General features: G+C 59.6%; 12 protein-coding genes. 10 read left to right on the plus strand and 2 right to left on the minus strand.

Features of this window, described 5'->3' with window-relative positions; all coding sequences use genetic code 11:
• Positions 1 to 23: 23 nt before the first annotated feature.
• On the minus strand, positions 24 to 698 hold the full coding sequence (locus ACR9ZQ_RS40640; RefSeq protein ID WP_481430788.1) for a glutathione S-transferase family protein: 675 nt from the start codon (positions 696 to 698) through the stop codon (positions 24 to 26).
• A 28-nt stretch (positions 699 to 726) separates the two neighbouring features.
• The gene (locus tag ACR9ZQ_RS40645; RefSeq protein ID WP_481430789.1) at positions 727 to 1485 is read right to left on the minus strand and encodes an SDR family NAD(P)-dependent oxidoreductase; all 759 of its coding nucleotides are present in this window, start codon (positions 1483 to 1485) and stop codon (positions 727 to 729) included.
• A 173-nt stretch (positions 1486 to 1658) separates the two neighbouring features.
• Between ACR9ZQ_RS40645 and ACR9ZQ_RS40650 the strand changes: the two genes are divergently transcribed.
• From ACR9ZQ_RS40650 to ACR9ZQ_RS40695, 10 genes are all read left to right on the plus strand, one after another.
• Complete coding sequence (locus tag ACR9ZQ_RS40650; protein WP_481431008.1) at positions 1659 to 2549, plus strand: AraC family transcriptional regulator; 891 nt, start codon at positions 1659 to 1661, stop codon at positions 2547 to 2549.
• Between the two features lie 1078 nt (positions 2550 to 3627).
• On the plus strand, positions 3628 to 4137 hold the full coding sequence (locus ACR9ZQ_RS40655; protein WP_481430790.1) for an RNA polymerase sigma factor: 510 nt from the start codon (positions 3628 to 3630) through the stop codon (positions 4135 to 4137).
• A 50-nt stretch (positions 4138 to 4187) separates the two neighbouring features.
• The gene (locus tag ACR9ZQ_RS40660) at positions 4188 to 5162 is read left to right on the plus strand and encodes a FecR family protein (protein WP_481430791.1); all 975 of its coding nucleotides are present in this window, start codon (positions 4188 to 4190) and stop codon (positions 5160 to 5162) included.
• 106 nt (positions 5163 to 5268) lie between these two features.
• Positions 5269 to 7749 carry a TonB-dependent siderophore receptor gene (locus tag ACR9ZQ_RS40665; protein ID WP_481430792.1) on the plus strand — a complete coding sequence of 827 codons (2481 nt, stop codon included), beginning with the start codon at positions 5269 to 5271 and terminating at the stop codon, positions 7747 to 7749.
• A 47-nt stretch (positions 7750 to 7796) separates the two neighbouring features.
• The gene (locus ACR9ZQ_RS40670) at positions 7797 to 8696 is read left to right on the plus strand and encodes an ABC transporter substrate-binding protein (protein WP_481430793.1); all 900 of its coding nucleotides are present in this window, start codon (positions 7797 to 7799) and stop codon (positions 8694 to 8696) included.
• Positions 8693 to 10702 carry a Fe(3+)-hydroxamate ABC transporter permease FhuB gene (gene fhuB, locus ACR9ZQ_RS40675; RefSeq protein ID WP_481430794.1) on the plus strand — a complete coding sequence of 670 codons (2010 nt, stop codon included), beginning with the start codon at positions 8693 to 8695 and terminating at the stop codon, positions 10700 to 10702. Before ACR9ZQ_RS40670 ends, fhuB begins: the two co-directional genes overlap by 4 nt.
• Before the next feature lie 179 nt (positions 10703 to 10881).
• The gene (locus ACR9ZQ_RS40680) at positions 10882 to 12627 is read left to right on the plus strand and encodes a cyclic peptide export ABC transporter (protein WP_481430795.1); all 1746 of its coding nucleotides are present in this window, start codon (positions 10882 to 10884) and stop codon (positions 12625 to 12627) included.
• Positions 12624 to 13442, plus strand: coding sequence for an ATP-binding cassette domain-containing protein (locus ACR9ZQ_RS40685; protein ID WP_481430796.1), 819 nt, complete (start codon positions 12624 to 12626; stop codon positions 13440 to 13442). Before ACR9ZQ_RS40680 ends, ACR9ZQ_RS40685 begins: the two co-directional genes overlap by 4 nt.
• Before the next feature lie 19 nt (positions 13443 to 13461).
• Entirely contained in the window at positions 13462 to 13944 is a 483-nt protein-coding gene (locus tag ACR9ZQ_RS40690; protein ID WP_481430797.1) for an RrF2 family transcriptional regulator, read from the plus strand.
• Positions 13945 to 13996: 52 nt separating this feature from the next.
• The gene (locus tag ACR9ZQ_RS40695; RefSeq protein ID WP_481430798.1) at positions 13997 to 14773 is read left to right on the plus strand and encodes a helix-turn-helix transcriptional regulator; all 777 of its coding nucleotides are present in this window, start codon (positions 13997 to 13999) and stop codon (positions 14771 to 14773) included.
• Positions 14774 to 14921: the final 148 nt, after the last annotated feature.

Raw genomic sequence — 14921 nt, forward strand, 5'->3', positions numbered from 1 at the left:
ATCACTCCTTGGAATTCTGGTTGTTAAGCCGCGATCATCGCTCCTTGCTGGCGCAGGTGGTCGCGAAACAGGTCGGGATAGGTGTCGATCACGGCGTTCTTGACGCTGGATCGCTCAGCAAGTGCCGCGCGCCACGCCGTCACACGTGGGAGGCCAGCAAAGATCGGGTCCGCCACTTCCGGATCGATGATCCCGAAATAACGGAACAGCGGTGCGTAGACCGCATCGACCAGACCAAAGTCCGCCCCGGCGAAATACGGGCGATCGCCGAGTTCCGCCTCGATCTTGCTCAGCCGATCACGGAAGGCGGCCCGCTTGGCGTCGGCGGTCGCCATGTCCTTGGCGTGAAGGAACTGCCAACCCTCCGTAAAGGTCTGGGTGGCGAATTCGATCCAGGCGCGATGCCGTGCACGCAGCAATGCATCGTCGGGATACATCGCCGCGCCACCCTGCGTCTCGTTCAGATATTCGCAGATGACCACGCTTTCGAAGAGGATCGCCTCCTCACCGTTCAGCTGGCGTACCTTCAGCACCGGCACCTTGCCGGTCGGCGACAGGGCCAGAAACCAGTCAGGCTTGGCCGATAGATCGATGTTGACCCGGTCGAACGCCACTCCCTTTTCAAGGAGGACGATCGCGGCACGCTGGACAAATGGGCACAGCGGGTGGCTGACGAGAGTGAGGTTTTGCTCGGTCATGACGGTGTCTCGATGTGCTTAAAACGGATCAAAGCGACTGGCCGCCCGAGACGTCGAACGTCGTGCCGTTGGCCCAACCGAGATCATCGGACAGGATGGCGGCGACCGCGCCACCGATGTCGTCGGGCTGGCCGACGCGGCCGAGCGCGATATTACCGGCAACAAAGTCATTGATGTGCTTGTCGTCGCGCACCCGGCCGCCGGCGAAGTCGGTGGCGATGGCGCCCGGCGCGATCGCGTTGACGCGGATCTGGCGTGCGCCCAGTTCGACCGCCATGAACTTGGTCAGCGTCTGCATTGCCGCCTTAGCCGCGGCATAGAGGCCATAACCGGCCATGGTCGTCCGCACAAAGCCGGTAGAGACGTTGAGGATGCGCCCGCCGTCGACGATCAGCGGCAGCAGCTTCTGGGTCAGAAACAGCGGCCCGCGCAGGTGCATGTCGACCATCTGGTCGAACTGCTCCTCGCTCGCCTCGGCAACCATTGCGTAGAGGCCTTCGCCCCCGTTGTTCACCAGATAGTCGAACCGATCGACGCCAAAGGTCGCCCCCAGCGTGTCGGTGACCGCCTGCGTGAAGTCGGAAAAGCTTGCCGTGTCGGTGACGTCGAGCGCCAGCATCGCCGCCTTGCCGCCCAAGGCTTCGATCTCGTCAACCAGCGTCTGGGCTTCTGCGGCGCTGTTTCGGTAGGAACCGATGACGCCCACACCACGCCTGGCGAGATGCAGCGCCATGTTGCGACCGAGGCCGCGGCTGGCACCAGTAATAAGTGCGATCTTCTGAGACATGGCTACGTTCCTTGTGATTTTGATTTTTCCAGACGGCACGCCGCTGAGGCGTAACCATTCATCCCGGTCAGATAGGCGCTTGCTGCGTCCCACGCGCCGCCTAATACTCTCAATTGCTTGCCTAATTGTCTCAAGCGCTTGCATGCGTGAATATTGATGTCATACTCCTTGGCATGACCGACAACCTAAATCCCCTTCGCGATCTCGCGCTCCGCCACGGGCGGACCGGGATGACCCTCACGCCAATCCCACGCCTGGAAATCGGCGTAGGACAGGCAACCTCGGGAACCTCGCCGTGTCTCTACCGCTCGATGATCTGCTTCATTCTGCAGGGATCGAAAGAGGTGGCCATCCACGACGACCTGCTGCGCTACGACGCGTCTCAATATCTGGTCAGTGCACTCGATCTGCCTTTAAGCGGGCAGATCCATGACGCCGCCGACGGCAGTCCCTATGTGGCGGTTTCGTTGGTCCTCGATCCGGCGCTTCTCGCCGAGGTCGCATCGACGATGCCGGCGGTGCGCGACGCAGAATCTCCAGGCAGCGGCATCGCGATCAATCCGATGACGCCGCCGCTGCGCGACACGCTGCTGCGACTGCTGGCGTTGCTCGACACGCCTGCGGACATCCCGGCGCTCGCGCCGATGGCCGAACGCGAACTGCTCTATCGTCTCTTGCAGGGTCCGCAGGGGCGACTGTTGCGTCACATCGCCCGGCCAGAAGGCGCGATCGGCGGCATCCGCCGTGCGGTCGAGTGGATTCGAGACCACGGCAACACCCGGCTGCGGATCGAGGCGCTGTGCGAAGCCGCCGGCATGAGCCGCGCTAGTCTGCATCGACACTTCCTCGCGCTGACTGGGTTGAGCCCGATCCAGTATCAGAAGCAGCTACGACTTCAGGAGGCACGCCAGTTGCTGCTCGCCGGCGACCGTAGTGCCTCTGATGTCGCTTATGCGGTCGGCTATGAAAGCGCCTCTCAGTTCAGCCGCGAATACCTGCGGCAGTTCGGGGCTCCGCCCGTCCGCGACGTGCGCAAACTCAGGCAGTTGTCGTTTGGCATTTAATTGGGGTCTTCCTCACTTTGTTTGGTGACCCAGTCAATTGAGAGGTAGCATGCGTTCTCCGAGCATGCTCCCGGTCAATTCTGCCATAAGGCGCCCGCTTGATCGTCTTCAATCGGCTGATCTGATCTCTGCATGGCAGCTACTTCACGGAAATTCTCCTCCGCCCGTGCGGCGCCGAGCGTTTCGCCCACCGCAAATTCCACCACCACACAAAGTGAGGAAGACCCCAATTAAATGCAAAACGACAATGCCCGCCCTTAATCCGAACGTCGAACAAAGTGGCTTCACGCTTCTTTGTATCCAAGACGTTACCGGCGAAGCATAGGTGCCAACAGCTTCCTCCCAAGCGAAGCAGGCGGTCTCTGCGAACAGAAAACCGGAAAATCAGATTGCAGGAAAAGCACCCTCAGCGAGCGCCTTTCTTGCAACACTTCGCCGCAGGAAAGCGGAAATTACCGAGCACTATCAGCGAGGTAGGGATAGTTCACGGACGACTCCTAGCGTGGCGAGAATGCTCGAAATCCCGCCTTGCGGTGGCGCCATGCTGATTTCTCCGATGCTCTTCATTGCTTGCGTGAAACCCGCCTTGCAGCGGTTCGTGATTTCTGTCGGCAGCAGAGAGGCTTGCGGGACCGGGAAGGTATTGGATGCCGGTCGTGCGACCCCTGGACATCGACGGAGAGAAGTAAAGGTTGCAATTTTTCCGAACAATATACGCAGGATTGTCAATACCGTAGTTTCCGAAGTTGTTCCCCCGCATGGCGAGAAGTAGGGTAAAAAGCGGACCAGTTGAAGGGATGCGTGCGCCGCGTCGGAAATCGAGAAACGGAGGAAGTCCTATAAATGGCCTCCACAGTGCTGACCAACTGAAGACGATCAGCCGTCGATTACGCCACGGCTGGCAATTTTCGATCAGGTCGTCTCCAAATCGTTCTGTTACAACCGAGACTGTACCCAATGCGCAACATACGGGCATTGGATCAATCCCAAAAACGTGAGTATTAAACTCCACTATTGTAACCTCACTGCTTAGCGGCTATCAGATCGAGCGTCCGGGTAGGAACGTAAGGGGGCGACGATGACGAGTTATGATAACGATCTGCTGTCCGCCTTTCTCAGCACCCAGCCTCAGATCAAGCGCTATCTGACAAAGGCAACCGGATCGTGTCAGGACGCGGAAGACATTGCCCAGGAAGCCTGGATCAAGCTCGCGCGAAACGGCGCCACGGCTTTGGCCGCCCCGGTTCCCTATCTGATGCGGATCGTCCGGACGTTGGCGCTGGACCATGGCCGCGGTCGCAGGCGCCAATTGACCTGCGTCGAGGTCGATGATCTCTTGTCCGTCGCGGATGAGCGTCCGGATCCTGAGCACGAGATCGATGGAAGGGATCAGCTGCGGATGCTGACCCGCATCATGGCCGAGCTTCCCGAGCGGCAGCGCCGGATCCTCGTCGCGACCCGACTTCACCAACGGCCGCATGCCGAGCTTGCTGCCGAATTCGCCGTCTCCGTACGCACCATCGAGCTGGAGATTCGTAAGGCGCTGGACTATTGCAGCGCACGGCTTGATGAAATAAATCGAATATAACGTTTCGGTTTTTTCATTTTCAATCGTTTATAGCTATAGAGGCACGGCGCATGAGCGTCCCGCCAGAACGCTGGCTATCCGGAGGGCAGGTATTGGGCGACGATTTCGAAGCTCTCAAACGAGAAGCAACGGCATGGATCGTCCGAATTACCTCGGGGAAGGCAACAAAGGAGGATGCCGACCACCTCCTGCGTTGGCGCGCTCGAAGCGGGGCGCATGAGCGGGCGTTTCAGGAGGCGGCTCGGCTCTGGAGGAATCTTGGCCCCGCCCTGGGGAGCAGGGGCAGGTCGTCGAGTTCCGCTTTGACGCGACGGGCATTTCTTGCGACAGGGAGCCTGGCGGCCGGAGCCGCGGGCGTAGGGTTCGGCCTTTCTCAACTTGGCCTCCTGCCGACAATCGGGGCGTTGCTCTCGGACTATGCCACGGCGGTCGGAGAACAAAGGACGGTGCAATTGCCGGATGGTTCGACCGCGATGCTTGATGGCGGAACGACACTTTCGCTCGATTTCACGCAACAGGCCCGAAATATTCATCTCACGACGGGAGCAGCCGTCTTCGATGTTGTGGTGGACGATCGAAAGCCATTCATCGTAACGGCGCAGGCCGGCAATTCAGTCACCTCAGGTGGCTCTTTGTCGGTGACGCATGGGGTCGACGACATATCGGTGGACTGTCTTAGAGACAATATGCGTGTGGAATGTCTTGGTACTGCTGAACTCGTCGAAGGAGAAAGCATCAGTTACTCTTCACTCGGGCTTGGCGAAAAGACCGTTTCGGACAAGGAAACGGCAGCTGCATGGCGCAAGGGCCTGTTGATCTTCAAGAACCGTCCGCTCGGTGACGTCGTGTCGGACCTCAACCGCCACCGCAAGGGCAAGGTCATGATAGCCAGGCGCGATCTTCGGTCGCGGCATGTCTCCGGCGTCTTCCATCTTGCGCGCCCGGAAGAAATTCTGGCCCATCTGGAAGACACGCTTCAAGTCCGACCGATCAACCTGTTCGGCGGCGTGGTGCTGCTCCAATAGCAAATAAAAAAATTTCGCCGATCGTTTCGGGTCGGCGATTTCTCATCGTTCTTATCAGTAGGGCCGCGTTTTGGGTATCGCGGCAAGGTTGATAGGGACATTGGGAATGGGGCTGTTTGGTTTCGAAAAGCATTTTTGCCTGGCAAGGACACACCGGTGGAGAATTGCGAGGTTATCTGCATCAATTGCATGCGCCGCCATTCTGACCAATCCTTCGATCACGCTTGCGCAACAGACGGTCAGCTATTCCATTCCCGCCGGTTCTCTCGACAATGCCTTGGCGCGTTTCGGCGCGGCAAGCGGCGTGCAGGTCCTCTACAGCAGCTCGGTGACGCAGGGGCTTCGTTCGCCCGGCGTAAACGGCAATCTCAGTTCGCAGGCGGCGCTTGCCCGAATTCTCTCAGGTACCGGCCTCAACTACCGTTTCACCGGGCCGAACAGCGCGACGATCGGCTCCGCGGCGCAGGCTACGGCCGCTTCCACGGGTGATGCCACAGTTCTTGCGCCGATCGTCATTCAGGGTGACCAAAACGGGTTCGGCCCACAAAAGGGCTTCATCGCCGAAGATTCGGTTTCCGGGACAAAAAGCGAGACGCCGATCGTCGAGACGCCATATTCCGTCTCCGTCGTCAACCGCAAACAGCTTGACGCGCAGAACCCGCAATCGCTTCCCGAAGCGTTACGCTATACCCCCGGCGTTGCGACCGGCTTCTTTGGCAACGATTCGCGCACTCTGGATGCTCAGGTCTATATTCGAGGGTTTGGCGACGACCCGAGCCTGCTCTTTTGGAATGGCTTGAGCCTGCCGGGCGACACTTATGTCAACTCGCCGACGATCGACCCCTATATGCTGGAACAGATCGAGGTGCTCCGCGGCCCTGCTTCGGTCCTCTATGGACAGGCGGCGCCAGGCGGCATCGTCAATTTTCGATCCAAGCGACCCGTCGAGGAGCCGCTTCATGAGGTCGTTGTGGGAACCGGAAGCTACGGCCGTGCCTATAGCGGATTTGATTTCGGCGGACCGATTGGTGACGGCAACGATCTTCTCTACCGTTTGACGGGTGTCGGTTATCACACAGGAACTCAGGTCGACTTCACGGCAAACGAGCGTATTGCGGTCGCGCCCTCCCTCACATGGCAGCCCGACGCCGATACGGAGCTGACCATCCTTGGCAGCTACCAGCGCGATCCCGACGGACTGGGCTTCAGTTCACTACCCTTGCAGGGGACACTCCTGCCGAGTATCAGCGGAAAAATTCCGCGCGACCGTTATTTCGGTGAACCGGACTATGACGAGCTCGATCGCGAAACGGCCTCCATCGGTTACGAGTTTTCGCATCGCTTCAACGAAACCTGGTCGGTTCGTCAAAACTTCCGTTTTCTTCATGCGGGAGGTCATTATCGCGAAGTCCAGCCGAATGATTTTACGGATGCGACGAACACGGAAATCAGCCGATGGAACTGGGGAACCGACGGCATCCTCAATTCCGTCGCCGTCGACAACCAGGCCGAAGCCAAATTCGACACCGGTATGCTGAGCCACACCATGCTCCTCGGCCTAGACTACAAGCATCAGTGGACAACAGTTACGCACCGTTGGGTCATGGCGGGCGTGCCGCCATTGAATGTCTTCGATCCCGTCTATGGCGCTGCCATTCCGGACGCACCAGTCATCGCACACGACAAGGGCCAGCTGGAGCAGGTTGGCATTTACGCCCAGGACCAGATCGAGCTCGACAACTGGCGCTTCCTCGGCGGCATCCGTCAGGATTGGGCAAAGACCAGTACGAAAGACCTGCTCACGCCCGGTAGCGAGACGGTAACGGAACGAAGCAATGCGTTTACCTGGCGCGTCGGCGCGGTGTATCTGTACGATAACGGTCTTGCGCCCTACGCGAGCTACACGACATCGTTCCTGCCGCAGGCGGGAACGGATTTCGATGGCAACCAGTTCGATCCGACCACGGCACAACAATACGAAGTGGGCGTCAAATACCAGCCGCAGGGTCTCGAGAGTTTCGTCCAGGCTTCGGTCTTCGACCTGACGCAGCAGAACGTCCTGACCGACGATCCCGATGCGACGCATGTCGGCTTTAGCGTCCAGAGCGGCGAGGTGCGGGTACGCGGCGTGGAGCTTAGCACCTATCTCGCGCTCAACGACAATATCGACCTCGTCGCGTCCTACACTTACAACGACTTGGAAACGTCCAAAGCCAACCCGGACTCGAGCGGCTTCAACTCGGAGGGCCGCGTGCCGTGGTACTATCCCAAGCAGACGGCCTCGGCATGGCTCAACTACACCTTCGATAGCGGCGTCCTGGAAGGGCTGAAGCTCGGCGGCGGCATTCGCTATGTCGGCTCGGCCTATAACGGTCCGCACGAGGAGTACAAGGTGCCGGACTATACGCTCTTCGACGCAGCCGTCTCCTATGATTTCGGTGCAAAGAGCCCACAGCTGCAGGGGCTGCAGCTGGATGTCAACGTCACCAACGTGTTCGACAAGGACTATCTTGCCCGCTGCAGCGAGATCAATTGCTCCTACGGCATCCGTCGCACCGTCCTCGCCAACCTGAAGTACAAATGGTGAGCGCAAGCAACATAAAGGAGAGAACGAGACGATCTCGTTCTCTCCATATGACCCGGCGGCAACTTGTTGCCGCTGCCGGCGCGGCTCTGCTCCCGATAGTTCCTCTTTCCGCTCGCGGGGATGACACGGGCACAACCCCTTCGGGGCGCCCTCGCATCGCTGTGCTTGCAAGATGGATAGCCGAGACCGTGATCGCACTGGGAATTCAGCCCGTTGCGCTGCCGGAACTGACGAGCACAGACAGCATATGGCAGGACCTGCCTCTCACGAAGAACACCGTCGATCTCGGCCTCATCAGCGAGCCCAATCTCGAACTTCTCGATCAGCTCCATCTCGATTACATTTTCATTGAGGGCCGCTTCCAGGGCGCCCGCTGGGAGCCGCTGTTTCGGCAGATCGCTCCTGTCGTCGTCAGCTCCATCTATTCGGCCGATCGCAGGCCTCTCCTTGCCGCCCGCGCTGAGACTTTGCGTTTCGCCGAACTGCTTTCGGCGACGGCCGAAGCCCGCCAGTTTTTGGCCGCAACCGACGCGTTCTTGGATGCCAATGACGGGCGCCTGTCGGGCGCGAAGGGGCCGGTCTTCGTCGTTCGAATTCTCGATGACCGCAACGTCATGCTCTATTGCGGTGGAAGCCTTTTCGATGAAGTCCTGGCCAAGTTCGGGCTGCGTAATGCCTGCGATGTCGCGAGCGACTGGGGCTTCATTACGGTCGGCATCGAAACCTTGGCGTCGGAAGCCGACGCCTGGATCATCTGTTTCGAGCCGACCCAGCGCGGCGCTGCCGAACGGCTCGTAGTCTCCAATCCCTTCTGGCGGCAGCTTCCTGCCGTCAGGGCCGGGCGGATGACGTCTATCCCTGAGCTTTACAGTTGGGGGGCACTGCCGACGGCCCGCCGATTTGCCGAACTGCTGCTCGAACGACTGCCGGTTGGATTGACGCAATGAGCGACTTGGCTGTCACCCGCGGGTTCCCTCATGCGGCGCAGGCGCGGCCAATCCGGCTTGTCGCAGTGCTCGTGGGAATCTCGGGGGTGCTGTCGCTCTGCCGGCTCTTCTTTATATTGCCCCCGCATTCGTGGTGGTCCGCGGCAATGGGTGCCGACGGCTCCGATGTCGCCGCCTGGGTTGTGCACTACAGCTATCTGCCGCGCATGGCGGTTTCGATTCTCGCCGGGGCGATGCTGGCGCTTGCGGCGACGATCTTCCAGCAGGTGCTGCGCAATCCGCTCGCCGAACCTGCCACACTCGGCGTCTCTGCCGGCGCCTCGCTCGCCGTCACCGCCTTCACGCTCTGGCTGCCCGGCCCTTTCGGTTTTGGACGCGAAGGTGTTGCGATCCTCGGGGCCTCGGCGGCGGCACTTCTTGTGTTCGGGCTCTCCTGGGGCAGGGGGTTCTCGCCACTATCGCTGATCCTCGCCGGCTTGATCGTCGGGCTTCACTTCAGCTCCGTCAGCGCCGTCATCGCTCTCTTCTACAACAATGCGCTGCAAAGCGTTTTTCTTTGGGGCGCCGGATCGCTGCGACAGAACGACTGGAGTTCCGTCGCTTATCTGTTGCCGCGTTTTGTTGTCGGCATAGTGCTTGCTTCCATGATCGCGCGGCCGCTGACGATCCTCGCGCTCGATGATGAAAGCGGCAGAAGCCTCGGCCTATCCCAACGCGGCATGCGCCTTGCAGCGCTGGCTGTCGCCATCGGACTGTCGGCTTCTGTCGTTAGCGCCGTGGGCATTATCGGCTTCATCGGGCTCGCGGCCCCGGCGATCGCGCGGCTCTCGGGCGCGCGCACCGTACCCCAGCAGATCATATGGGCGCCGCTCGTCGGCGGCTCCTTGCTCTGGCTCACCGATCAATGCGTACAGATGCTTCCCTTTAACCAGGAAGTACCGACAGGAGTGGGAACTGCGGTTCTCGGGGCGCCCATCCTGATATGGATGCTCCCGAGACTGAAGGGAATGATCGTGCCCCCGACGTCGGGTGCGGTCGATGTCGCGCCGCGAACATCCATGCCGTGGACCTTGATATGCGTCGGTATCGTCTTGCTCCTCGTCATGCTCGTGCCGGTTCTCTTTTTCGGACGAGGGCCTGGCGGCTGGACATGGCTCGATTCCGACGACGCACAGCGGCTCCTGCACTGGCGCTGGCCGCGTATGGTAGCCGCCTTGTCGGCAGGAGCGATGCTTGCCGTTGCCGGGACGCTGGTGCAGCGGTTGACAGCCAATCCAATGGCGTCGCCCGAAGTGCTCGGCGTCTCCTCGGGCGCTGCCTGCGGCGTGATCCTGCTCGCTTTTTTGGCGTCCGCCCCCGACAAGGTCGAGCAAATCCTGGCTGCAACCGTCGGCGCTTTGATCTGCATGGTCGCCATGCTGGTGATCGGCCGGAAGAATTCCTTTTCGCCCGACCGGATGCTGCTGAGCGGCATTGCGGTCGGAACGGCGTTTGGCGCGCTGGTCGCCATCCTGATGGCCTCCGGTGATCCGCGCATGGGTACGCTTCTGTCCTGGATGGCGGGATCGACCTACCTCGTCACGGAAACCGATGCCGTGCTGACGCTCATTCTTGCAGGCTTTTGCTTCCTTCTCATGCCGCTCTTTTCACGTTGGCTGGAGATCCTTCCGCTCGGCGAGGCATCCAGTCGCGCCCTCGGCGTCACTTTGACGGCCAGCCGTCTTCAACTGCTTTTGACTGCGGCGGTGCTGACCGGTGGGGCGACGCTGATCGTCGGTCCGTTGTCCTTTGTCGGCCTGATGGCGCCGCACATGGCGCGCATGATCGGCCTGCAGAGACCCATGCCGCAGCTTTACGGATCGGCCGTTATCGGCGCCCTCATCATGCTCGTTGCCGACTGGCTCGGCCGCAATGTGCTTTTCCCTTATCAGGTCCCGGCCGGATTGCTGGCAACGTTCATCGGCGGACCATACCTGATGGTTCTCATTTGGCGGAGCGGGCGATGAATCGGGACGGTTCGGCGACCGTGATCCAACCGCGGGATCAGCTTTCGGCTGGCCCCATACGATGGTTTGTTGCGATGGCATTGCCCTAGCGCGACGGCTCCAGACTGCCCGCGCCCGCGGGCAGGATGCGACGACGACCGGTGACTGACAGACCTGTTCAACGGCAGAGGAAGCGTTCCATGCGTAACCAAAACAGTCTTATTTCCGAAGGTATCCGACTGCTGAAGCCCTTCTGGCCGATCACGGTATTCGCCACCGGAATGGGGACTCTCAGCGGGTTGGCGACGGCGTGGTTGCTTGCGACGGTCAATCGCGCGCTCTATGCCGATGGCGACATCACAACGGCGCTAATGTGGACGTTCGCCGGTCTCGTCGTGCTGACCCTCTTCGGTGAAATCGTCTCCGACCTCGGCAACAGCTGGATCGGCCAGCAGATCATCGCCTCGCTGCGGAAGGATCTGGTCGCGAAGGTCGTCGCCGCGCCAATCGACCAAATCGAGCGCTACAAGGCACATCGCCTGCTTTCGGCGCTCGGTCAGGACGTCGATACGGTGTCGGCATTTTCCTACGGTTTCTCGGCGCTTGCCATCGCGCTTGCAGTCACGGGGGCCTGCATCGCCTATCTGCTGTTCTTGTCGCCGGCCCTGTTCGTCATCGTGGCTGTCGCGATCGGCGCCGGAGTGACCTTCAACCGTCTCGCCCGCAAGCGCGGGGCTGCTTATTACGACGCAGCGCGCAGCGCGCAGGATGATCTTTACAGACACTACCGCTCGATCACCGAGGGCGCCAAGGAGCTGCGCATCAATCGCGCGCGCCGTACTCACGTCCATGGCGTTGGCCTCGCAGGCACGATCGACCGGATCAGGGACATGAAGACGAAGGCTTTCCGCATATTCATGTCCGCCAATGCCGCCGACTCCGCCCTGTTCTTCGCTGCAATCGGTCTGATCGTCGGTTGGCAGAGCTGGTTCGGGGTCGAGCGCTCGACTGTGTCGGGTTTCGTGCTGGTGCTCCTATACGTCAAGGGCCCGCTCGACCAGGCGCTCGGGGCCTATGGCTCATTCGTCAACGCGCAGATCTCTTTCAAACGCATCGCGCAGCTTTCGGCTGACTTTGCCAATCCGGAACCGCATCTCGCGACAATATCTCTGCCGCCCTCCGGTTCTCAAGGGTTCGAACGGCTCGACGACAACATCAAGCTCGTCGATGCCTGCTATACTTTTCCGCCGGCCGAGGGTAGCGAGCCCTTCACCCTCGGCCCCGTCAATCTGACCATTAGGAAAGGCGAGATTCTTTTCATCGTTGGAGAGAACGGTTCGGGCAAGACAACCCTCATCAAACTGCTTCTCGGCCTCTACCAGCCCGTATCAGGCGCGCTTCACTTGGATGGCGTACCCGTCAACGCGGAGAACCGCGACGACTATCGTCAGCTCTTCTCGGCGATATTCTTCGATTATTACCTGTTCGACGACGTCGTCGCGCCGGAAGGGGAAGTGACGGATCGGGCCAGGGGTTATCTCGACCAACTCGAGATCGGCCGGAAGGTCAAGATCGAGAATGGCAGATTTTCGACGACTGACCTTTCGGCAGGGCAACGCAAGCGGTTGGCGCTGGTTCAGGTCTATCTCGAAGGGCGGTCGATCATCGTCTTCGACGAATGGGCAGCCGAACAGGATCCGACGTTCCGACGCTTATTCTACACCGACATGCTACCCGATCTAAAAAAGCAGGGAAAAACCCTCATCGTCATCTCGCACGACGACCGTTACTTCTCGGCTGCCGACAGGATAGCGCGTATCGAGAAAGGCAGTGTCATAGAGGAAATTGTCAGCCCGCACGATCACGCGACGCTAGAGTTTTCGCGAAATCTGAGACCGGTATCGACCGACGATATAAAGACGTCAGTCGAAGGATCCCGTCCATGATCACATCGTCTCGGTCGCTGACGGGTGCAGAGAAGCCTGGTGAGACGCTTTTCGAGCTGCGGGACACATCATTCTCGATCGGCGAAAAGACGTTGCTGCAGCCTCTGAGAATGTCAATTGCGGCACGACGGATGACGGCGCTCGTTGGCCATAATGGTTCCGGCAAGTCGACACTTCTGAAAATCCTCGCGCGTCAGCATCCTCCGACTAAGGGCAGCGTATCGTTTGAGGGTCGCGCGTTATCCGCATGGCCCGATCGCGAGTTTGCGCGAAAGGTCGCCTACTTGCCCCAGCAGATCCCTTCAGCAAATGGAATGCTTGTCAAAGAGCTGGTTGCCCTCGGCCGCTATCCTTGGCACGGGCCGCTCGGCCGTTTCCGCGCCACCGATCGACGAAAGGTCGATGAGGCGATGACGGTGACCAATATCGGTGGGCTGGCGGAGCGTGTTGTCGATAGCCTTTCGGGAGGGGAGCGTCAGCGCGTCTGGCTTGCGATGTTGATTGCCCAGGATGCCGAATGTCTCCTGCTTGACGAGCCGACATCGGCGCTCGATATCGCGCACCAGATCGAGATTCTTTCTCTCATTCGCAATCTTAGCCATGCCAAGGGGCTGGCGGTATTGCTGGTGCTCCACGACGTCAACATGGCGTCGCGCTTCTGCGACGAGATTGCTGCCCTGCATAAGGGTCAGATGATTGCTTACGACGCTCCCGGCAAAATCCTCACACCTCAAACGCTGGAAGCTATCTATAGCGTCCCAATGGTGGTGATAACGCATCCAACCAGCGGCAATCCCATCGCTGCGGCATGCTGACAAAAAGGAGGTAGGTGGCATGAGGCTTAGTCGACAGACCGAAATCGCAATCAACATTCTTACCGCCTGCGGAAAGGCGGAAGGTCGGCGCCTTCAAACGGTGGAACTCGCTAAAGCGGCCAACGCAACAAGGGACCATGCGGCCCAAGTGGTCTATCTTCTCGCACGGCACGGCTACCTCACTTCGATTCGTGGCAGAAATGGCGGAAGCTTTTTGACGGGTCACCCTGGTGGGCTCACTCTCGACCACATTCTTCGCATTACTCAACCGGAACTCTTCAAAACTGGAAACGATAATGCGGCCGCGGCCGCTCTCAAGCCGATTGTCGAGGCTGCTTTTGCTCCTTTTCTGAGGGCCATGGAACAGGTCACCATAGCCGACCTCCTTGATCCCCCGGCCGCGTTTCATACGCGCTGTTTTAGTTGTCGGATGCGTGACCGGCTGCCTGGCCCGTCAATGGTGAACGGCCCGTCATCTTCATCGATCACTTCCCGTGGCTAACCGTTGCCTGGACCGCGGAGAGGGAAGCTCCTCGGCAAGAAGGATCCTGGACATGCAACACTACGCCTTGTCACTCGACGACGAGCTTCTCTTTCTCATTCAGGCTTTTGGCAACGCGTGCCGACGGATAACGGAAGCGTCGAATCTCTTGATCGAACTGGAGAGGATCAGAGCTCGCCTCGGGATCGTGAACATAATTTCCGCCTGGCTGCCAAGTCGCAGAAACCGGCTCGCGACCAACATTCGGCTCCATGGATGGAACAGCGCCTGGCTCGATTTGTATGACTTCAACGACTACGTCCATTTTGACCCGGTGATGAAGCATCTGCGGAGGACGGCGTTTCCGTTCATCTGGAGCCAGGTTCTGGATCCAGCGCGCTCGTCCGAAGTGGAGAGACGTGTCATGTCGCACGCTAGGGAGTCCGGTATGGTCGATGGATATACCGTCCCCTTCTGGGGGCCGAGTATGCGTGTTGCGTTCATCTCCATTGGAATGGATGGGCGTTCGTTGTCCGCCTCCGAAAAGGATGCGCTCGATTTTGTTGCCCTTCGGCTCCACAGATGGTTGAGCGAAAACGTAGATGAGAGGCCGGTGCAACGAGCAGTCGCTGCCGAGAATGCCTTGTCGCCTCAAGAAATCGAAACATTGCATTTGTTGATGCTGGGCAACAACTATAAACAGATCGCCTACCTCTCCGGACTGTCGACAAGGACAGTAGAAGGTTACGTGGCCGCCGCCGTGCGAAAATTACGAGCCCATAATCGCACGGAGGCCATCCTTCGCGCGGCCGAACTTGGCTATATCGACGCCGTAGGGCCACAAGGATGAAGCGAGAATGCCACAGTGAGCGCGGCCTCCATTAGAAGCCCGGCACTGAATTGCTATGGCCCAACAAACCGATCACCGTCGAACCAAAAGAATCGTCCTTTGATGACGAAAAGACTTTCCGCTCAGGCTTTTCTAAGTGTCCCTTCAC

It is taken from the genome of Rhizobium sp. KNZ14-9A, assembly GCF_056755015.1.

Bases quoted from the DNA above. Each gene is read 5' to 3' on its own strand.
- ACR9ZQ_RS40685 (WP_481430796.1), top strand. From the start codon at position 12,624: ATGATCACATCGTCTCGGTCGCTGACGGGTGCAGAGAAGCCTGGTGAG.
- ACR9ZQ_RS40680 (WP_481430795.1), top strand. From the start codon at position 10,882: ATGCGTAACCAAAACAGTCTTATTTCCGAAGGTATCCGACTGCTGAAG.
- ACR9ZQ_RS40665 (WP_481430792.1), top strand. From the start codon at position 5,269: ATGGGGCTGTTTGGTTTCGAAAAGCATTTTTGCCTGGCAAGGACACAC.
- ACR9ZQ_RS40645 (WP_481430789.1), bottom strand. From the start codon at position 1,485: ATGTCTCAGAAGATCGCACTTATTACTGGTGCCAGCCGCGGCCTCGGT.
- ACR9ZQ_RS40670 (WP_481430793.1), top strand. From the start codon at position 7,797: ATGACCCGGCGGCAACTTGTTGCCGCTGCCGGCGCGGCTCTGCTCCCG.
- ACR9ZQ_RS40640 (WP_481430788.1), bottom strand. From the start codon at position 698: ATGACCGAGCAAAACCTCACTCTCGTCAGCCACCCGCTGTGCCCATTT.
- ACR9ZQ_RS40695 (WP_481430798.1), top strand. From the start codon at position 13,997: ATGCAACACTACGCCTTGTCACTCGACGACGAGCTTCTCTTTCTCATT.
- fhuB (WP_481430794.1), top strand. From the start codon at position 8,693: ATGAGCGACTTGGCTGTCACCCGCGGGTTCCCTCATGCGGCGCAGGCG.
- ACR9ZQ_RS40650 (WP_481431008.1), top strand. From the start codon at position 1,659: ATGACCGACAACCTAAATCCCCTTCGCGATCTCGCGCTCCGCCACGGG.
- ACR9ZQ_RS40655 (WP_481430790.1), top strand. From the start codon at position 3,628: ATGACGAGTTATGATAACGATCTGCTGTCCGCCTTTCTCAGCACCCAG.
- ACR9ZQ_RS40690 (WP_481430797.1), top strand. From the start codon at position 13,462: ATGAGGCTTAGTCGACAGACCGAAATCGCAATCAACATTCTTACCGCC.
- ACR9ZQ_RS40660 (WP_481430791.1), top strand. From the start codon at position 4,188: ATGAGCGTCCCGCCAGAACGCTGGCTATCCGGAGGGCAGGTATTGGGC.